This window comes from Kitasatospora sp. NPDC006697, assembly GCF_042869935.1.
Lineage (GTDB): Bacteria > Actinomycetota > Actinomycetes > Streptomycetales > Streptomycetaceae > Kitasatospora.
In genome coordinates, this window is record NZ_JBIAGU010000023.1 from 51923 (window position 1) to 69910 (window position 17988).

The 17988-nt window shown below is 72.4% G+C and carries 18 protein-coding genes; 7 read left to right on the forward strand and 11 right to left on the reverse strand.

The genetic code is table 11. From position 1 onward, the window contains the following. The 6 genes from ACFYNO_RS27985 to ACFYNO_RS28010 form a co-directional block, all read right to left on the reverse strand. A complete protein-coding gene (locus ACFYNO_RS27985) occupies positions 1-489 on the reverse strand; it encodes a MarR family winged helix-turn-helix transcriptional regulator (RefSeq protein ID WP_388018281.1) in 489 nt (162 codons plus the stop codon). 77 nt (positions 490-566) lie between these two features. Continuing rightward, entirely contained in the window at positions 567-2036 is a 1470-nt protein-coding gene (locus ACFYNO_RS27990) for an MFS transporter (protein ID WP_388018283.1), read from the reverse strand. 45 nt (positions 2037-2081) lie between these two features. Beyond that, positions 2082-2294 carry a hypothetical protein gene (locus tag ACFYNO_RS27995; RefSeq protein ID WP_388018286.1) on the reverse strand — a complete coding sequence of 71 codons (213 nt, stop codon included), beginning with the start codon at positions 2292-2294 and terminating at the stop codon, positions 2082-2084. 123 nt (positions 2295-2417) lie between these two features. Continuing rightward, the gene (locus ACFYNO_RS28000) at positions 2418-2582 is read right to left on the reverse strand and encodes a hypothetical protein (protein ID WP_388018289.1); all 165 of its coding nucleotides are present in this window, start codon (positions 2580-2582) and stop codon (positions 2418-2420) included. Positions 2583-2800: 218 nt separating this feature from the next. After that, positions 2801-3847: a substrate-binding domain-containing protein gene (locus ACFYNO_RS28005; protein WP_388018292.1), complete on the reverse strand. Its 1047-nt coding sequence runs from the start codon at positions 3845-3847 to the stop codon at positions 2801-2803. A 239-nt stretch (positions 3848-4086) separates the two neighbouring features. Further along, entirely contained in the window at positions 4087-5046 is a 960-nt protein-coding gene (locus ACFYNO_RS28010) for an ROK family protein (RefSeq protein ID WP_388018295.1), read from the reverse strand. 322 nt (positions 5047-5368) lie between these two features. Between ACFYNO_RS28010 and ACFYNO_RS28015 the strand changes: the two genes are divergently transcribed. The 6 genes from ACFYNO_RS28015 (at position 5369) to ACFYNO_RS28040 (ending at position 11411) form a co-directional block, all read left to right on the forward strand. Further along, positions 5369-6685: an ABC transporter substrate-binding protein gene (locus ACFYNO_RS28015; protein WP_388018298.1), complete on the forward strand. Its 1317-nt coding sequence runs from the start codon at positions 5369-5371 to the stop codon at positions 6683-6685. Positions 6686-6719: 34 nt separating this feature from the next. Beyond that, positions 6720-7682 carry a carbohydrate ABC transporter permease gene (locus ACFYNO_RS28020; protein WP_388018301.1) on the forward strand — a complete coding sequence of 321 codons (963 nt, stop codon included), beginning with the start codon at positions 6720-6722 and terminating at the stop codon, positions 7680-7682. Continuing rightward, positions 7679-8533, forward strand: coding sequence for a carbohydrate ABC transporter permease (locus ACFYNO_RS28025; RefSeq protein WP_388018304.1), 855 nt, complete (start codon positions 7679-7681; stop codon positions 8531-8533). The genes ACFYNO_RS28020 and ACFYNO_RS28025 overlap by 4 nt, the downstream gene beginning before the upstream one ends. Then, on the forward strand, positions 8530-9570 hold the full coding sequence (locus tag ACFYNO_RS28030) for a LacI family DNA-binding transcriptional regulator (protein WP_388018307.1): 1041 nt from the start codon (positions 8530-8532) through the stop codon (positions 9568-9570). The genes ACFYNO_RS28025 and ACFYNO_RS28030 overlap by 4 nt, the downstream gene beginning before the upstream one ends. A 165-nt stretch (positions 9571-9735) precedes the next feature. Then, positions 9736-10359: an SGNH/GDSL hydrolase family protein gene (locus ACFYNO_RS28035; RefSeq protein ID WP_388018310.1), complete on the forward strand. Its 624-nt coding sequence runs from the start codon at positions 9736-9738 to the stop codon at positions 10357-10359. A gap of 20 nt (positions 10360-10379) precedes the next feature. Next, complete coding sequence (locus tag ACFYNO_RS28040; protein ID WP_388018313.1) at positions 10380-11411, forward strand: LacI family DNA-binding transcriptional regulator; 1032 nt, start codon at positions 10380-10382, stop codon at positions 11409-11411. 25 nt (positions 11412-11436) lie between these two features. On the opposite strand, the gene ACFYNO_RS28045 is transcribed toward ACFYNO_RS28040, so the two are convergent. The 5 genes from ACFYNO_RS28045 to ACFYNO_RS28065 all read right to left on the reverse strand — a co-directional run bounded on the left by ACFYNO_RS28045 (position 11437) and on the right by ACFYNO_RS28065 (position 16580). Next, positions 11437-12705: an MBL fold metallo-hydrolase gene (locus tag ACFYNO_RS28045; protein WP_388018315.1), complete on the reverse strand. Its 1269-nt coding sequence runs from the start codon at positions 12703-12705 to the stop codon at positions 11437-11439. Between the two features lie 9 nt (positions 12706-12714). Further along, positions 12715-13428: an HAD family hydrolase gene (locus ACFYNO_RS28050; protein ID WP_388018317.1), complete on the reverse strand. Its 714-nt coding sequence runs from the start codon at positions 13426-13428 to the stop codon at positions 12715-12717. Then, complete coding sequence (locus ACFYNO_RS28055; RefSeq protein WP_388018320.1) at positions 13421-14278, reverse strand: carbohydrate ABC transporter permease; 858 nt, start codon at positions 14276-14278, stop codon at positions 13421-13423. Before ACFYNO_RS28055 ends, ACFYNO_RS28050 begins: the two co-directional genes overlap by 8 nt. Then, positions 14275-15594 (reverse strand): extracellular solute-binding protein, encoded by a 1320-nt coding sequence (locus ACFYNO_RS28060; protein WP_388018323.1) that lies wholly within the window; start codon positions 15592-15594, stop codon positions 14275-14277. Before ACFYNO_RS28060 ends, ACFYNO_RS28055 begins: the two co-directional genes overlap by 4 nt. 71 nt (positions 15595-15665) lie before the next feature. Further along, positions 15666-16580, reverse strand: a complete 915-nt coding sequence (locus ACFYNO_RS28065) for a carbohydrate ABC transporter permease (protein WP_388018327.1) — start codon at positions 16578-16580, stop codon at positions 15666-15668. Positions 16581-16959: 379 nt separating this feature from the next. On the opposite strand from ACFYNO_RS28065, the gene ACFYNO_RS28070 reads away from it, so the two are divergent. Continuing rightward, complete coding sequence (locus tag ACFYNO_RS28070) at positions 16960-17988, forward strand: LacI family DNA-binding transcriptional regulator (protein WP_388018330.1); 1029 nt, start codon at positions 16960-16962, stop codon at positions 17986-17988.

Below are 17988 nucleotides of genomic sequence, written 5' to 3' on the forward strand. Positions count from 1 at the left end.
CTACTCCTTCTGCGGTGGTCGGTTGATCGGTGCGTCGAGGTCGAGCGGTGCGTTCAGCAGTGCCTGGAGGTCGCGGGTGAAGGCCGCGGTGCGCTCGCTGCCGAGGCCGCCGAGCGGTTCGAGCAGCTGGTCCAGCAGCTGCTGAACCCGCTCGATCGCCTGCCGCGCGGCGGCGGCGCCGGACTCGGTGAGCGAGAGCCGTACCGCCCGGCTGTCCGCCGGATCGGGGGTCCGGTCCAGCAGCCCGGCGGACTCCAGGGCCCGGGCCAGCTTGGAGACGTACAGCGCCTCCAGGCCGGACCGCTCGGCGAACTCGCGCTGACTGGGGCGGATCCCGCTGCGCCGCAGCCCGTACAGCGTGGCCAGCACGACGTACTGCGCGTGGGTCAGGCCCAGGGGGGCCACGGCGCGGTCCACGGCGACCCGCCACTTGGTGGAGAGGCTCCAGACCAGGTAGCCGGCCGTCGGGCCGGGCTGTGCTTCGCTCATGAGAAATAGAGTACATGGCTACTATGTCCATGGCTACTAAATCCGGGACCACCCCGCGAAGCCCGCGCGAAGCCCGCTCAGTGCCCGCCGCGCTGCCGGGCGTCGGCCAGCGCGCAGACCAGTGCCAACACCTCGAAGACCAGCGCCACCAGCACCCCGAGCTGGAAGGCGCCCGCCCAACTGCCGTGCGCCGCCAGGTGCGCGAAGAAGACCGCGCCCACGCAGGCCACCCCGGTCGCGGTGCCCAGCCGCTGGGCGGTCTGCAGGATGCCGCCCGCCGTGCCCGCCCGGGCCACCGGCACGCAGGCCAGCGCCAGGCTCTGGTTCGGCGCGATCACCAGACCGGAGCCGATCCCGGCGACCAGCAGCGGCCCGGCGGTGGCGTAGGCCGCGCCGTGCCCCGGCACCAGGTGCACGGCGAGCGCGGCGAAGGCGGTGCCGGTGATCACGGTGACCAGCCCGACGATGATCACCAGCCGCCCGTGCCGGCTGACCAGCCGCCCGCCCAGCGCCGCCGAGACCGCCGAGCCCAGCGCGAACGGCGTGATCGCCGCGCCCGCCTGCAGCGCGCTGTACCCGAGCCCGCGCTGCAGGTAGAGGGTGAAGATGAAGAAGATCGTGGTGAACCCGGCGAAGTAGAGCAGGCCCAGCAGCGCGCCGAAGGTGTAGGAGCGCAGCCGGAAGAGCGTCAGGTCGACCAGCGGCGAGCGGCAGCGGCGCTCCCAGGCGACGAAGCCGGTCAGCAGCGCCAGCCCGACCGGGATCAGCGCCCACTTGGTGTCGCCGTGCCACTGCTCCGCCTGCACCAGCGGCAGCAGGATCGCCAGCAGGCCCGCGGCCAGCAGGGCTACGCCCACCAGGTCGATCCGCCGGTCCAGGGCGGACTCCACCGCCCTGCCGCGGGTCGGGATCAGCCGCAGCGCCAGCAGGAAGGCGATCACGCCGATCGGCAGGTTGACGAAGAAGACCCAGCGCCAGCCGTCCTCGCTGCCCGCCGCGTTGATCAGCAGGCCGCCGGCCAGCGGGCCGACGGCGGTGGCCAGGCCGACGGTGGTGCCGAAGTAGCCGAAGGCGCGGGCCCGGGTGGCGCCGGTGAACATCTCCTGGATCAGCCCGGAGATCTGCGGGCCGAGCAGGCCGCTGGCCGCGCCCTGGATCAGCCGGGCCACCACCAGCGCGGTGGCGCTGGGCGCCAGGCCGCAGGCGGCGGAGGCGGCGGTGAAGAGCACGAGGCCGGTCAGGAAGGCGGTGCGCCGGCCCCAGATGTCACCGAGCACGCCGGCCGGGATCAGGGTCAGGCCGAAGGTGAGCGCGTAGCCGGAGAGCACCCAGGAGAGGTCGGCCGGGGTGGCGTGCAGGCCCTGTTCGATCGAGGGCAGCGCGACGTTGACGATCGAGACGTCGAGCAGGCTCATGAAGCCGACCAGCAGGCAGACCGCCAGTGCCTGCCAGCGCCGCCGCTCGGCCCGCTGGGCGGCGGCGGACACGTCGTCCGCGTCGGGGCTCTCCGTGCCCGGGGCGGCGGGCGGGCGGGGGGTGGGGCTCATGGCGGCCTCCGGCGGGGCGGGTGGTGCCTGCGGGTGCCGGGCGTGTCACTCACCCCGTCCGGAGCGGCGGGGGTGGTAGCCGCAGTGCCGGTAGCCGGTCGCGCCATCCGCCGTCCGGGTGATCCGGCGGCTGCGGTTGACCCGGATGGCGGCTTGCCAGCGGCAGAGCCACGGCACCGGCACGGCGGGCGGACCGGTGCGGTGGGCGGCGCCGGTGCGGCCGGGGCCGTGCCTGCTGCCGTCCTCGCTGCTGCTCATCACGGCCTCCCGGGACGGCGGTGTCCGAGTGACATGCCCGTACTCGCAGCGAAGCACGCTCCGCGCCGCGCGGCACCCGCAGTGGGCAGTGACAGCGGCAGCGGCAGTGGCCGGTCGGCCCGGTCAGCCGCGGCCGAAGAGCCTGCGGAAGAACCCCGACTTCTCCGGCTGGTGGTCGCGGGAGCAGCGCTGGGAGCGCGGCACGCCGGCCAGCACCTGCTCGACGTGCATGCCGCACCCGGCGTAGCCGGGCTTGCCGCAGGTCCGGCAGACGGTGCGTCGACACATGGGGGGCTCCTCGGGGTGGGGGACGTCGGTGCTGACAGTTCCGACAATACCCCATGGGGTATCACCGACGGATCGGAGCCGAGGAGCCCGGACATGGCGAGGCCCCCGGCGCGCGACCCGACTTCGCGCGCCGGGGGCGGTCCCCGTGGTGCGGCGCCCCCGCTGCCCCACGGGAGTCAGGGCCGCCGACCGGCGTCGGCGGCCGGCCCGATCCCCCGTCAGGTGCAGCTGAGACCGGAGGTCTGCCAGTTGCCCGGGTCGACCATCTTGGTCGGCGCGAACGCCTCCTGGGGGAAGTCCTTGCCGTTCTTGAGCTTGTCGTACATGGTCTGGACGGCCAGCGCGCCGACGTCCTTGCCGTTGATGAAGAGCGCCGCCTTCATCCCGCTCGGCTTGCCGCTGCCCCAGTCCTTGCAGGCGAGGTAGGCGCCGAGGCCGACGCCGATGATGTTGTCCGGGCTGACGCCGCCGTTCTGCAGTGCGGTGACGCCGCCCTGGACGTTCTCGTCGTTGCAGCCCCAGAGGATCCAGTGCTTGACGCCCTGGTTGGCGGTCATGGTCGCCGAGACCTTGTCCTGCGCGCCGGTGGGGGTGTTGTCGGTCGCCACGTCGATCACCTGGACCCGGGCGGCGGCGTCGGCGGCGAACTCCTCGTCGGCCGCCTTGACCCGGTCGCTGCAGACCGAGACGTCCTGCTGCCAGGCGGAGATGATCCGGGTGTCGGCCGCGTTCCAGCCGCTCTGCTTGAAGAGCGCGGCGGCCTCCTTGCCGACCTGCTGGCCCATCTGCTCGCCGGAGAAGCCGACCCGGGGCACCAGGTCCTGGTGCGCGCAGGCGGCGGGTTCCGGTCCGGAGGAGCAGACCTGGTCGTCCGAGGTGAGCAGGGCCACCTTGGCGTCCTTGGCGGTCTGCACCACCTGCGGGCCGACCGAGGGGTCGGGCAGCACGGTGATCAGGCCGTTGGTCTTCTGGGCGATGGCGGACTGGGCCTCGCCGACGGCCTTGTTGGCGTCGGTGCCCAGGTTCACCACCTTGAGGTCGATGCCGAGCTCGGCGGCCTTGGCCTTGGCGCCGGCGGCCTCGTCGATGAAGTACTGCTGGTCGCCCTGCTTCTGCAGGTAGGTGAGGGAGATCTTGCCGGAGATCGTGCTGACGGAGTCGCCGTTGCCGGCGGGCTGACCGGTGGAGCAGGCGCAGAGGCCGAGCACGGCGGTGAGGCCGGCAGCCGCGCTGGGGACCAGGCGGCGGGGGAGCGAGGAGGGCATGAGGGTTCCTGGGGGGATGGGACGAGCCCTGAGGGCCCTGTGACACAACCGAACAGAAGTAACAGCGATCAAACGAGATGACACACTAGAAAACGCACGGTGACGCCCAGCGTCAAGATCTCCGACAGCTCCGACCGCATTCGAGACGCGGTCGTTATGTCATCGGTGACATGTCACAGAGTGGCAAGAAATCACCCGTCCGGCCAACCCCGGGGGGCGGCCGGGCGGGTGACGGTGCGTCAGCGCTGCTGGAGGGCCAGTGCGGCCGCGCCGATCACTCCCGAATCGGTGCCCAGCTCGGCGGGCAGCACCACCAGGCCACGGGTATAGGAAAGTGTCGCGTAGTCGGCCAGGTGGCGGCGGAGCGGGGCGAAGAAGAGCTCGCCCGCCTGGGCCACCCCGCCGCCGACCACCACGGCCTCCAGGTCGACCAGCGCCGCGGTGTTGGCGATGCCCACCGCGAGCGAGCGGGCCGCCCGGTCGAAGGCGGCCAGGGCGACCGGGTCGCCGGCCCGGGCGGCCCCGGCCACCCCGGCGGCGGAGTCGTCGCCGGCCGGCCGCCAGCCGGCCGCCCGGGCCTGCCGGGCGATCGCGGTGCCGCTGGCCAGCAGCTCCAGGCAGCCGCGCGACCCGCAGGGGCAGGGCTCGCCGTCCGGGTCCAGGCTGATGTGGCCCAGGTGGCCGGCGTTGCCGCTCGGGCCCGGGCGCACCCGCCCGTCCAGCACCAGCCCGGCGCCGACGCCGGTGGAGACCACGATGCAGAGCGCGTTCCGGTAGGCGCGGGCCGCGCCCAGCCAGTGCTCGGCGGCGGCCATCGCCACCGCGTCGCCGCCCAGCACCACCGGGCGGTCGCCGGCGGCCGGGTGCTTGCGCACCTGCTCGACCAGCGGGAAGTCGCGCCAGTGCGGGATGTTCACCGGGCTGACCGTGCCGCGCCGCCCGTCCACCGGGCCGGCGCTGCCCACGCCGATGGCGCCCGCCGCGGCCCAGAGCGGGTGCTCCGCCAGTCCGTCCAGCGCCTCGGCGACGGCGGCGAAGACGGTCTCGGCCGCCTCCTTCGCGGGCGTGGCCACCTGGCAGCGGTGCAGCAGCTCGCCCGTTCCGTCGACCAGGCCCGCGGCGATCTTGGTCCCGCCGATGTCCACTGCCGCGACCACGGGGGCGGGGGTGATGGCGGCGCCATTCAGGTCATTACTCACAGTGAATCCTCTGGTTGCAGGTGCCGGCTCCGGCCTGGTCGCCGCAGGCGTGAGCCGCTCGATTCTGGCTCTCTTTGACAACGTTGTCCACGTCGCACTGGTCACATGGACGTAATGAGACTGAATCGTCAATCGATAAAGTAAACGTTTAGTCAAACTCGCCTTATTCGCCTAACTTTCCCCTGGCGGTAGGTATTGACCGGTCTATGGAGGTGGCGGCAATGTGACGCCAGGGTTAATCGCCCCCCGGCCCGCAAGGTGGCTGCGCCGCACCTGTCCCCGCGGGCCGGGCCCGACCGAACAGCGCGAAGGACGAGCAACGATGCGAAGAGGACTGCTGGCCGCCGCGGCCGCCACCATGGGCCTGCTCACCGCGTGTAGCGGCCAGGGTGGCAGCGGCTCCGCCACGAGCTCCGCCCCGCCGGCCGCCGACCCGTCCAGGGTCTCCGGCAGCATCACGGTGCTGACCAACCGCACCGACGAGATCTCCGACGGCACCCTGAAGAACTACGCGGAGCAGTTCAACCAGCTCTACCCCCACGTCACGGTGAACTTCGAGGGGATCACCGACTACGAGGGCGAGACCAAGATCCGGATGAACACCAAGAACTACGGTGACGTCCTGCTGATCCCCAACAACCTGCCGAAGAGCCGGTACCCGACCTTCTTCGCCTCGCTGGGCAGCTCCGCCGACCTCTCGCAGAAGTACAGCTGGACCGACTACGCCACCGTCGACGACCAGGTCTACGGCATCGCCAACCTCGGCAACGCGGTCGGCTTCGTCTACAACAAGGACCTCTGGGCCCAGGCCGGCGTCACCAGCTGGCCGACCACCCCGCAGCAGTTCCTCGAGGACCTGACGGCGATCAAGTCCAGGACCGGCGCCACGCCGTACTACACGAACTACCACGACGGCTGGCCGATGGAGAAGTGGACCGACGGCATCGGCGTGCCCGGCTGCGACGCCAAGGCCACCGACACGATGGCCGCCGACCCGGCGCCCTGGGCCGCCGGCAAGGACCTCGGCGTACTGGACGGACTGCTCTACGACGCCGTGCACCAGAAGCTGACCGAGGCCGACCCGACCACCACCGACTGGGAGAAGTCCAAGGGCCTGCTGGCCAACGGCCAGATCGGCGCGATGTTCCTCGGCTCCTGGGCCATCCCGCAGATGCAGGCGGCGGCCAAGTCGGCCGGCAAGGACCCGAACAGCATCGCCTTCATGCCGTTCCCGCAGCAGACGGACGGCAGGTTCTGCACGGTGGTCGAGCCGGACTACAAGTACGCCGTCAACGTGCACTCCAGCCACAAGGACGCGGCCCGCGCCTGGATCGACTGGTTCATCAACAAGTCCGGCGACGCCCAGGCCGAGCAGGGCATCTCCTCGGTCAAGGGCAGCGCCCTGCCGACCAGCCTGAAGCCCTTCGAGGACCAGGGCGTGCGGCTGATCCCGCAGGCCCAGGACAAGGCCGACCTGGTCGGCAAGATCGACAAGGCCGCCGAGACCAGCCTCTACGCCCCCGACTACCGCCAGCACCTGGTCGACGTCGCGCGCGGCGCGGCCGGCGGCGACCTGAGCTCGGTCCTCGCCGACCAGAACAAGAAGTGGGCCGACGCCCAGAAGTCCAGCGGCAGCTGACCCGGCCGGGCGATCGGCAGAACGAAGGAACGAGATGACCGCAGTGCGACAGGACAGCACCAGGCCGCTGTCCGAGCAGACACCGGGGCCCGGCCCCGGCACCCGCCGGAGGCCCTCCCGGCGCCACCGGACCCGCAGGTACCGGTGGTTCACCCCCTGGCTCTACCTGCTGGTGCCGCTGACCCTGCTGGCGGTCTTCACCTACCTGCCGATCGCCGACATGGTCGGCTACAGCTTCACCGACTGGGACGGCATCAGCCCGACCAGCGACAACGTCGGGCTGAAGAACTACACCGACCTGTTCACCAGGCCGGAGCTGTTCAAGGTCTTCCTGGTCAGCGGGGTCTACCTGATCGCGGCGGCGGCGCAGATCGCGGCGGCGCTCTACTTCGCCACCGTGCTCAGCTTCAAGACCCGGTTCCGCAACCTCTTCAAGGGCATCCTGTTCTTCCCGTACCTGATGAACGGGGTGGCGATCGGGTTCGTCTTCCTCTACTTCTTCCAGCCCGGCGGCACCCTGGACGCGGTGCTGAAGCTGGCCGGGATGCACGGCAGGCACCTCTGGCTGGGCGACCCGGACCTGATCAACAAGTCGCTGGCCGGGGTCTCGGTCTGGCGCTACCTGGGGCTCAACCTGGTGCTCTTCCTCGGGGCGATCCAGTCCATCCCCGAGCACCTCTACGAGGCCGCGGCGCTGGACGGCGCCAACCGCTGGCAGCAGTTCCGGCACATCATCGCGCCGAGCATCAAGCCGATCATCAGCCTCAGCGCCATCCTGGCCGTCTCCGGCTCGCTCTCGGTCTTCGAGATCCCGTACGTGATGACCGGCGGCGCCAACGGCAGCCAGACCTTCGTGATCCAAACCGTCAAGCAGGCCTTCCAGTTCGACAAGGTCGGGCTGGCCTCCGCCGCGGCGGTCGTGCTGCTCCTCCTCATCCTGCTCGTCACCTGGATCCAGCGCCGGCTCGTGCCGGAGGAGAGGATCGAACTCTCATGACCACCGCTCCCGACACCCGGATCAAGGCCCGGCGGGCCACCGCGACCGGGCTGAAGTACCTCTCGCTGGTGCTGGCCGGCGCCGTGGTGCTGGTCCCGCTCATCGTGATCGTCTTCGCCTCGCTGAAGACCGATCAGGAGATGGCCGGCAGCGGGCCGCTGAGCCTGCCGGAGAACTGGTTCAACTTCGCCAACTACGCCACCGCCTTCGAGAAGGGGAAGATGCTCCAGGCGTTCGTGAACACCACGATCATCCTGGTCGTCTCCACCGCCGGCACCGTGCTGATCGGCTCGATGACCGCCTACGCGCTGGACCGCTTCGAGTTCCCGCTGAAGAAGCTGGTGATGGGCCTCTTCCTGCTGGCCACCCTGGTGCCCGGGGTGACCACCCAGGTCGCCACCTTCCAGATCATCAGCAACCTCGGGGCCTTCAACACCCGCTGGGCGCCGATCATGCTCTACCTGGGCACCGACATCCTCTCCATCTACATCTTCCTGCAGTTCATCCGGTCCATCCCGATCTCGCTGGACGAGGCGGCCCGGCTCGACGGCGCCAACTCCTTCACCATCTACTGGCGGATCATCCTGCCGATGCTCAGGCCGGCCATCGCCACGGTGGTGATCGTCAAGGGGATCGCGGTCTACAACGACTTCTACATCCCGTTCCTCTACATGCCCGACAGCGACCTGGGCACCATCTCCACCTCGCTGTTCCGGTTCAAGGGACCGTTCGGCGCGCACTGGGAGACCATCTCGGCCGGCACCATCCTGGTGATCCTGCCCACCCTGGCCGTCTTCCTGCTGCTGCAGCGGTTCATCTACAGCGGCTTCGCGGCGGGCTCCACCAAGTGACCAGGAGCCGGATCACCATCCGCGACGTGGCCGCCCGGGCCGGCGTCTCCCCGGGCGCCGTCTCGATGGCCGTCAACAACCGGCCCGGACTGGCCGAGGCCACCCGGCTGCGGATCCGCACCGCCGCCGACGAGCTCGGCTGGGCCCCGGACGGCGCCGCCCGCCGACTGGCCGTGCGCCGCCCCGGCCCCGCCGCGATCGGCCTGGTGATCACCCGGCCCGCCCGCCACCTCGGCCTGGAGCCGTTCTACATGGAGTTCATCTCCGGCATCCAGACCGTCCTCCAGCAGCGCGGCAGCTCGCTGCTGCTGCGCCTGGTCGCCGACCGGACGCAGGAGACCGCCGTGCAGCGCCAGTGGTGGCGCGGCCAGCAGATCGCCGGCTCGATCCTGGTCGACCTGGTGGAGGACGACCCCCGGGTGCCGGTGCTCAGCCGGCTCGGCATCCCGCTGGCCGCCGCCGGCCACCCCGACCTGGTCGGGCCCGGCACGGCCGCGGTCTGGACCGACGACGGCGCCGCGCTCCAGCAGACCGTGCGCTACCTGGCGATGCTCGGCCACCGCCGGATCGCCCGGGTCGGCGGGGACCCCGGGCTCGGCCACAGCGCGATCCGCAGCCGGGCGCTGCACCGGGCGGCCGCCGAGCTGGAACTGCCCGAACCCCGCGACCTGACCACCGACTTCTCCGGTGACCAGGGCGCCCGGGCCACCCGCACCCTGCTCTCCGCACCGCCCGGCAGCCGGCCCACCGCGATCGTCTACGACAACGACATCATGGCCGTGGCGGGCCTCGCCGTCGCCACCGAGATGGGACTGCGGGTGCCCGCCGACCTCTCGCTGGTCGCCTGGGACGACTCCCAGCTCTGCCGGCTCACCCACCCCGCGCTCTCCGCGCTCAGCCACGACGTGCACGCCTTCGGCGCGCAGGCCGCCCAGCGGCTCTTCGAGGTGATCGAGCGCCGCACCCCGGCGGCCCGCACCGCCGCCACCACACCGGTCCTGCTCCCCCGGGGGAGCACCGGCCCGGCGCCGCTCTGACGGCACCCCACGACTCCGGTCCGCTCCGCGTCCCCCTTGAGGGTAGAGACGACCGCGGAGCGGGCCGGATCCCGCTCAGCTGTTCGGCGACCACACGAAGGTCCTCGCGCAGGCCGGGTGATCCACGGCAGACTGGCAGCCCCCACCACGAAAGGCAGGACAGCCGTGACCGCACTCACCGCCGGCAGCACCGTGCTCTTCCAGGGCGACAGCGTCACCGACGCCGCCCGGCTGGAGGACGCCGACGGACTCGGCTACGGCTACGTCAGGATGGCCGCCGAGCGGCTGACGGAGCGCCACCCCGGCCTGCGGGTGGTCAACCGCGGGATCGCCGGCGACCGGGTCGCCGACCTGCGCCGGCGCTGGACCGCGGACACCGTGCAGCACGGCCCCCGGCTGGTCTCGGTGCTGGTCGGCATCAACGACACCTGGCGCCGCTACGACAACGACGACCCGACCAGCACCGCCGACTTCGAGCGCGACTACCGCCACCTGCTCACCCGCACCCGGGACGAGCTGGGCGCCGAACTGGTGCTGGTCGAGCCGTTCCTGCTGCCGGTCAGCGCCGACCAGTGGGAGTGGCGCGAGGACCTGGACCCGCGGATCCACGCGGTGCGCCGGCTGGCCGCCGAGTTCGGCGCCCGGCTGCTGGCCGCCGACGGGCTGCTCAACCAGGCGGCCCGCACGGCCGGCGGCCCCGAGCTGATCGCCCTCGACGGCGTGCACCCCACCGAACTGGGCCACCGCATCCTCGCCGATGCCTGGACCTCCCTGGTCATAGGCCGCTGACCAGCACCTAAGCTCGGGCCATGAGCACCGACCCGACCGCCGGCCACCGCACCCCGCCCCGGCCGACCATGAAGGACGTGGCGGCCGTCGCCGGGGTCGGGCTGAAGACCGTCTCCCGGGTGGTGAACGGCGAGCCCGGGGTCAGCCCGGAGATGGCCGGCCGGGTGCAGCGGGCCATCCAGCAGCTGGGCTTCCGCCGCAACGACAGCGCCCGGCTGCTGCGCACCGGCACCACCGCCAGCATCGGACTGCTGCTGGAGGACATCGGAGACCCGTTCTCCTCCGCGCTCTCCCGCGCGGTGGAGTCGGTCGCCGCCGAGCACGGCTGCCTGCTCTTCACCGGCTCCAGCGCGCAGAGCGCCGACCGGGAGCGCGAGCTGGCGCTGGCCTTCTGCGCCCGCCGGGTGGAGGGGCTGATCATCGTCCCGGCCGGGCGGGACCACCGCTACCTGCAGCCGGAGGCCGGCTCCGGGCTGCCGATCGTCTTCCTGGACCGGCCGGCCGAGACCATCGCGGCCGACACCGTGCTCAGCGACAACGCGGGCGGCGCCCGCACCGCCGTGGCCCACCTGATCCGGCACGGCCACCGGCGGATCGGCTTCCTGGGCGACCTGCCGCACCTGCACACCTGCCGGCAGCGGGAACGCGGCTACCGGGAGGCGATGGCGGCGGCCGGGCTGCCGGTCGAGCCGGACTGGGTACGCACCGGGCCGACCGACCGCGCGCGGGTGGCGGCCGCGGTGCAGCGGCTGCTGGACGGCCCGGAGCCGGTCACCGCGCTCTTCAGCGGCAACAACCGGATCACCGTGGGCGTCCTGCACGCGCTGGCGGCCCGGCCGGACCGCCCGGCCCTGGTCGGCTTCGACGACCTGGAACTGGGCGACCTGCTGCGGCCCGGCCTCACCGTGGTCGCCCAGGACCCGGCCGAACTCGGCACCACCGCGGCCCGGCTGCTCTTCGAACGGCTGCGGCACGGGCCCGGGCCGGTCCGCCGGGTCGAGGTGCCGACCCGGCTGATCGTCCGCGGAACCGGGGAGACCGGGCCCTCTTGACGGACCGTCAGGCCCGTCAGGCCCGTCAGGCCTGCTCGCCGTCGAAGGAGTAGCCGGTCCCGTGGGCCGCCAGCACCCGGCGCATGCCGCGCGGCGGGTGCAGCCGGGTCGGCGCGGTGGTGTGGATCGGGAAGACCACCTCCGGGCGCATCCGCTCCAGCATGTGGTGCAGGTCGTCCTGCGAGGCGTGGCCGGAGCAGCCGATCTGGAGCAGCGGGATGCCCAGCGCGGTCAGCCACTCGGTGAACGGTGCCCAGCGCGGCTCGAACGGGCCCAGCGGCTCGCCGTTGGCGTGCACCAGGCAGCTGAGCGGGAAGTCGTCGCCGACCGGCAGGTCGAGCAGCGAGGCCAGGTCGTCCGGATCGGGCATCAGCACGTAGCGGCCCGGCTCGGCGTGCAGCTCACCGGCCGGCACCTCGGCGGGCGAGAGCGCCTCCGGCACGCCGACCAGCCGCAGGAAGGCGGCGATCGGCGCGGTGAAGACGATCCGGCGCCCGGCCGCCTCGGCGATCTCCAGGAAGTCCCGCACCCGGTCCACGTCGCGCGGGTAGAGCGAGAGCAGCACCAGGCCCGGGGTGCGCTCCAGCGCGGCGGCGAAGTCGCGGGCCACGTCGGTCTCGTCGCGCCGGCGGCCGGAGCTGTCCCAGCCCAGCGTGGTGCCCTCGGTGACCAGCACCGCGCTGCCCGCCGCCCGGTCGACGAACTCCCAGGAGCGCTCCGGGTGGTGGCCGTGGAAGCGGTAGTCGCCGGTGAAGACCAGGGTGCCGTCGGGGGTGTGCACCAGGTAGCCGCTGGCGCCGGGGACGTCGTGGTCCACCGGCAGGCACTCGACCTCCAGCGGGCCGACCGCCACCTTCTGGCCGGAGGCCAGCCGCCGCCAGTCGGGCTCGCCGTGGGTCAGGCCCTGCCCGGTGGCGGCCAGCGCGGTGAGCACGTCCACCGCGTCGGTGTGCGCGTAGACCGGCACCTCGGGGCGGACGAAGCCGGCCAGGCCCACGTGGTCGATGTGCGGGTGGCTGACGAAGACGGCGGTCTCGCCCTGCGGGTCGGCCAGCGGTGAGCCCGCCGCCAGCGCCGCCGGGTCGAAGAGCCCGGGCAGTGCGGGGGCGGCACCCAGCCGCAGCCGGTCGGCGAGCTCGCGCCCGGGCCGGGGGCGGACCGGCAGGCGGAACAGGTCGCCGCCGGACGGGATGTCGATGCCGATGTCCAGCAGTACCCGGTACCCGTCCTGCTGGACCAGGACCTTGCTGCCGCCGATGACGCCGACGCCGCCCCAGAATTCGATGGTGGCCATGCGGGGTGTTCAGTTCCTTTCGATCGGAGCCCGGCCCGTGGACCAGGTCCGGATGGAGTCGAGCAGCCCCTCCACGGCGGGGGCGATGGCGCCGGCCGGACCGTCGGCCCGGCCGAAGCGGTCGATGTAGGCGCTGTGCGCGCCCACCGCCAGGCCCGGCTCGATGTCGTTGCGCCAGTGGTCGCCGATCACGCAGAGCAGCCGGCCGGCGCCCTCGGGCGCCTCGGCGCTCAGCAGCCGGCGCAGGCCGGCGGGCTTGCCGGTGCCGGCCACCACCGCGTCGAGCAGCGGGGGCAGGTCGAGCCGGCGCAGCAGCGCGTCCAGCCCTTCGGCCGGGCTGTTGGTGGCGAGCACCACCCGGACCCCGGCCGCGCGCAGCTCGGCGATCAGCTCGGCGTAGCCGGCCGGCACCTCGAGCGGGCAGCGGACCGGATCGAGCATCAGCTCACGGGTGGCCAGGAAGGCGCGCTGCAGCTGGTCGCCGTCGAGTCCGGCGGAGCGGCCGAGCACGGCGACGGCCTCCCAGGCGTCCACCGCCTCGGCGGTGGCCGGTCCGGCGGCGGCGCCGAGCGCCAGGAACTCCTCCACGCCGGCGAGCAGCCGGGCCCGGTCGCCGGCGGCCAGGGCGCGGGCGGCCTGCTCGGCGTAGTGCCGGATCGGCGCGTCACCGCGGTAGAGCGTGCCGTCGAAGTCGGTGACCAGCACCAGGGGTTCGTCAGCCACGGACGCCTCCCGCGGTGGACATCGCGCCGGTGACGAAGTGCCGCTGCAGCACCAGGAAGAAGGCCAGCACCGGCACGGTGGTGAAGACCACGGCCGCGGCCAGGCCCGGGTAGTCGGTGCCGTCGGCGCCGGCGAACGCGGCCAGGCCGACCTCGACCGGCTGCACGTCCGGGTTCTGGGTCATGATGAACGGCCAGAGGAAGGAGTTCCAGCTGGCCAGGAAGATCTGCAGGGCGATGATCAGCATGGCCGGGCGGACCAGCGGCAGGCCGATCGACCAGAGCATCCGGAACCGCCCGGCGCCGTCCAGCTCGGCGGCGTCGAAGAGCTCGGGCGGCAGGCCGAGGAAGAACTGCCGGACCAGGAAGATGCCGAAGACGCTGGCGCCCCAGGGCACGATCTGGATCCAGTAGCTGTCCAGCCAGTGGATGTCGGTGGCGATGATGTAGTCGGGGATCAGCAGCACCGTGCCCGGCACCATCATCACCGCCATCACCAGGGTGAAGAGCAGCCCGCGGCCGCGGAACCTCATCACCCCGAAGGCGAAGCCGGCCAGCAGTGAGGTGGCCAGTGCCAGCGCCACCGTGCAGGCGCCGATCAGCAGGGTGTTGAGGAAGAGCCGGGGCCAGGGCGCGGCCGCCCAGGCCCGGGCGTAGTTCTCGAAGTGCCAGTGCGGCAGCAGCACGTCGGCCAGGGTGGTGGACTGCGAGGCCGAGTTCAGCGAGGTGACCAGCACGTAGTAGAACGGGAAGAGGAAGAGCAGGCCGATCAGCACGGCCGCGGTGCGGCGCACCGCACCGCGCGGCCGGGAGCCCCGGCCGCGCGGCACGGGCGGTGGTGCGAGGGTCACTGGCCCGCCTTCTGGTCGGCCACGGCGGCCTGCTGGGCGGCGTTCAGCGCGGCGGCCGGGTCGGTGCCCTGCTCCAGCACCTTCTGCAGCGCGACCACCTCCTCGCCCTGCGCCTTGGCGACCCAGGGGAGCGCGGGCTGGGCGAAGGCGTAGTCCAGCGCGCCGGCGGCGGTCTTCATGTACGGGTTCTTGGCCAGGAAGTCGCCCATCTGGTCGAGCGCCTTCGGGGTGACCGGCAGGTACCCGGTGGTGCTGGACCACTGGGCCTGGCTCTCGGCCGAGGCCAGGAACTGCATGTACTTCCAGGCGGCGGCCTGCTGGGCCTTGGAGGCCGAGGCGAACATCGCGATGTTGGTGCCGGAGAGCACGTTGGCCGGCTTGCCGCTGGACCCGCTCGGCAGCACCTGGGTGGCCAGGGTGAACTTGCCGCCCACCGCCTGGTTCTCGAAGTAGTAGCCGGCCGCGCTGGACATGTCGAAGGCGCCCTTCTGGGCGCCGAGCGCGGTCTCGCCCGGGAAGTTGGTGCCGACCGCCAGCGCGCCGGCCTTCTTCAGGTCGGCGAGGTAGCTCATCGCCTGCACGGCGGCGGGGCTGTTGATCTGCGGGGTGCCGTCGGGTGCGAAGTCCGGGGTGCCGTTGGCGGCGCAGAGCGCCTGGAAGAGGATGGTGCCGCCGCCCGGCGAGGCGGTGGTGCCCGGGTCCACGCTGATCGCGGTCACGCCGTTGCCGGAGACCGCCTTGGCGGCGGTGGCGAACTCGTCCCAGGTGGTCGGCGGGTTGATGCCCTTGGCCTGGAGCATGTTCTGGTTGGAGAAGATCACCTGGACGCTCTTGTTGAACGGCCACATCCACAGCTTGCCGTCGGGCAGCCGCAGGTCCTTCTGCACGCCCTGGTAGAAGTCGCCCAGGCCGGCCGGCTTGTCGCTGCCCGCGTACTGCGAGACCGGCAGGATCACCTGGCTCTTGGCGTACTCGGCGGCCCAGCTCTCGTAGACCTGGCCGATGGTGGGCGGGTTGTGGGCCGCCACGCCCGCGGTCTCCTTGGCGTGCAGGGTGCCGTAGTCGGGCTGGTACTGCAGGTCGACCTTGATGTTCGGGTTGGCCTTCTGGAAGGCGTCGGTCAGCGCGACCAGGGTGCTCTTCTGGGTGCCGCTGATCATGATCTGCATGAACGAGATGGTGGTGGTGCCGCCCGAACCGGCGTCCGCCGCGGTGGACTTCGAGGAGCCGGAGGAGCAGGCACCGAGCGCACCCAGGGCGCAGGCGGCGGCCAGGACGGTGGCGGCGGTGCGGCGCACCGGGGACTTCGAGGACATTGCTGGATCCTTTGCCGAGCGAGGTGGCGTTGTGCCAGTGGGGACGGGACGGGGCGGAGGTGCGGGAGGGGTCACAGGTCGGCGGCGATCCGGTCGCCGATCCGGCGCTGCAGCAGGGTGAAGGCCGCGGTCACGACGAACAGCACGACGGCCAGCGCGGCGCCGTAGCCGGTGTCGAAGAGCACGAAGGCCTCCTGGTAGAGCAGGTAGCTGAGGGTGGTGGTGGCGTAGGCGGGTCCGCCGCGCCCCATCTCGTAGAACTGGGTGAAGGCCTGCAGCGAGGTGATGCTGGTGATCACCACGGAGAAGAGGGTCACGGGGCGCAGCTGCGGCCAGGTGACGTACCAGAACTCCTGCCAGGCGTTGGCCCCGTCCGTCCGGGCGGCCTCGCTCAGCTCGCCGGAGGTGACGGCCAGTCCGCCGAGGAAGAGCACCACGGTGAAGCCGACCTCGTGCCAGAGGCTGTAGGCGATCACCGAGGGCATCGCCCAGGTGGGGGAGAAGAGGAACTGCGAGGTGGGCAGGTGCAGGGCCTTCAGCACCATGTCCAGCAGCCCGAACTGCGGGTTGAAGAGCCAGACCCAGGCCAGCGAGGTGGCCACCACCGGGGTGGCGTGCGGGGCGAAGACGGCCACCCGGGTGGCGGTCAGCAGCCGGCCGCCGCGCTGCAGCAGCAGCGCCAGGGCGAGCGAGAGCGCGGTGCCGCCGATCACCATGGCGGCGCAGTAGACCAGCGAGTTGCCCGCGCTGGTGAGGAAGTCCGGCGTGCTGGACTGGAAGAGCTGCCGGTAGTTGTCCGCGCCGATGAAGCTCGACATCGCGGGGTTGAGGGTGTTCCAGTGGAACGTGCTGATGTACACCGTGTAGGCGGTCGGCCCGATGATGAAGACCGAGAAGATCAGCAGCGCCGGGGCCGAGTACAGCCACCCGGCCCATCCCTCACGCGGGCGGCTGCGCCGCCGGACCCGCTCGCTCACCTGAGCCATGGCACCGTCTCTTCTGGGGCTCGTGCGTCGTACGGGGTTGGTGTGCCGTACGTGGTTGTTCGTGACGGGTGAGAGTGAAACGCGCGTAGATAGCGCGTTGATGTCTGATCGGTGAACAGTTGAACAAGTACCGTCTGACGATCAGTTGAGTGTGAAAGCCTGAAAGGCTGACCACTTTCATGACCCGGCTGTGGACCACCCGTGCCGAGGCCGCCGGGGACCGCGAGGCCGTCCGTGCGATCAACCTCGCCGCCTTCCCGAGCGCGGAGGAGGCCGACCTGGTGGAGTACGCCGCGCCGTTCGGGATCCGACGGTCCGGTCCCCGGGGGGCCTGGCAGGATGGCGGGGTTGGCGGGACGGGCGGGAGAGGACGGGTGCGATGGGGGCGCGGGTGACGATCCGGGACGTCGCGGCGCGGGCCGGGGTGTCGGCGGGTGCGGTGTCGCTCGCGCTCAACGGCCGGCCGGGGGTGTCCGCCGCCACCAAGGAGCGGATCCTGGCCGCCGCCGGCGAACTGGGCTGGACGCCGAGTCAGGCCGCGCGCTCGCTGGCGGGCGCGGCGACCGGCGGCAGCATCGGCCTGATGGTGCCCCCGGCGGCCGAACTGGCCGGTCTCGCGCCGGTCTACATGGCGATGATCGGCGGCATCGAGAGCGTGCTGGCGGAGCGTCACTGGTCGCTGCTGCTGCACACCGTCCGCGATCCGGAGACGGAGGCGGCGCTCTACCGGCAGTGGTGGCAGTCCGGCCGGGTGAGCGGCTGCGTGCTGCCCGGGGTGACCGCGGACGACCCGCGGATCCCCGCCCTGCACAAGCTCGGCATGCCCGCGGTGGCGCTGGCGCACCCCTCGCTGGCCGGGCCGTTCCCCGCGGTCTGGGCCGATGACGCGGCCGCGATGGCGGAGGCCGTGCGCTACCTGGCGGTGCTCGGGCACCGGCGGATCGCCCGGGTCGGCGGCCCGGCCCGGCTGGGCCAGAGCATCGTGCGGGCCGGGGCCTTCGAGGCGACCGCGCGCGAACTCGACCTGGTGAGCGCCCGGTCGGTGACCACCGACCTCTCCGCGCAGGACGGCGCCCGGGCCACCCGCTCGCTGCTGGCCGGCCCGGACCGGCCGACGGCGATCATCTACGGCAACGACATCATGGCGGTGGCCGGACTCGCGGTGGCCGCCGAGCTCGGGCTGCGGGTGCCCGGCGACTGCTCGATGGTGGCCTGGGACGATTCCGACCTGAGCCGGATCACCCGGCCGCAGCTCTCCGCGATGAGCCACGACCCGTTCTCGCACGGCGCCGAGATCGCCCGCTGCCTGCTGGAGCTGCTGGACCACGGCCGGGCCGCACCCCGGATCGTACCCGCCCCGGTGCTGGTGCCCCGGGGGACCACCGGGCCGCCCACCGCCCGGATCTGA

What these genes read in the sequence shown, in the direction of transcription:
- ACFYNO_RS27990 (WP_388018283.1), bottom strand. Translation starts at nt 2,036, where the DNA reads ATGAGCCCCACCCCCCGCCCGCCCGCCGCCCCGGGCACGGAGAGCCCC.
- ACFYNO_RS28070 (WP_388018330.1), top strand. Translation starts at nt 16,960, where the DNA reads ATGGGGGCGCGGGTGACGATCCGGGACGTCGCGGCGCGGGCCGGGGTG.
- ACFYNO_RS28015 (WP_388018298.1), top strand. Translation starts at nt 5,369, where the DNA reads ATGCGAAGAGGACTGCTGGCCGCCGCGGCCGCCACCATGGGCCTGCTC.
- ACFYNO_RS28025 (WP_388018304.1), top strand. Translation starts at nt 7,679, where the DNA reads ATGACCACCGCTCCCGACACCCGGATCAAGGCCCGGCGGGCCACCGCG.
- ACFYNO_RS28060 (WP_388018323.1), bottom strand. Translation starts at nt 15,594, where the DNA reads ATGTCCTCGAAGTCCCCGGTGCGCCGCACCGCCGCCACCGTCCTGGCC.
- ACFYNO_RS28040 (WP_388018313.1), top strand. Translation starts at nt 10,380, where the DNA reads ATGAGCACCGACCCGACCGCCGGCCACCGCACCCCGCCCCGGCCGACC.
- ACFYNO_RS28065 (WP_388018327.1), bottom strand. Translation starts at nt 16,580, where the DNA reads ATGGCTCAGGTGAGCGAGCGGGTCCGGCGGCGCAGCCGCCCGCGTGAG.
- ACFYNO_RS28000 (WP_388018289.1), bottom strand. Translation starts at nt 2,582, where the DNA reads ATGTGTCGACGCACCGTCTGCCGGACCTGCGGCAAGCCCGGCTACGCC.
- ACFYNO_RS27995 (WP_388018286.1), bottom strand. Translation starts at nt 2,294, where the DNA reads ATGAGCAGCAGCGAGGACGGCAGCAGGCACGGCCCCGGCCGCACCGGC.
- ACFYNO_RS27985 (WP_388018281.1), bottom strand. Translation starts at nt 489, where the DNA reads ATGAGCGAAGCACAGCCCGGCCCGACGGCCGGCTACCTGGTCTGGAGC.
- ACFYNO_RS28005 (WP_388018292.1), bottom strand. Translation starts at nt 3,847, where the DNA reads ATGCCCTCCTCGCTCCCCCGCCGCCTGGTCCCCAGCGCGGCTGCCGGC.
- ACFYNO_RS28045 (WP_388018315.1), bottom strand. Translation starts at nt 12,705, where the DNA reads ATGGCCACCATCGAATTCTGGGGCGGCGTCGGCGTCATCGGCGGCAGC.
- ACFYNO_RS28020 (WP_388018301.1), top strand. Translation starts at nt 6,720, where the DNA reads ATGACCGCAGTGCGACAGGACAGCACCAGGCCGCTGTCCGAGCAGACA.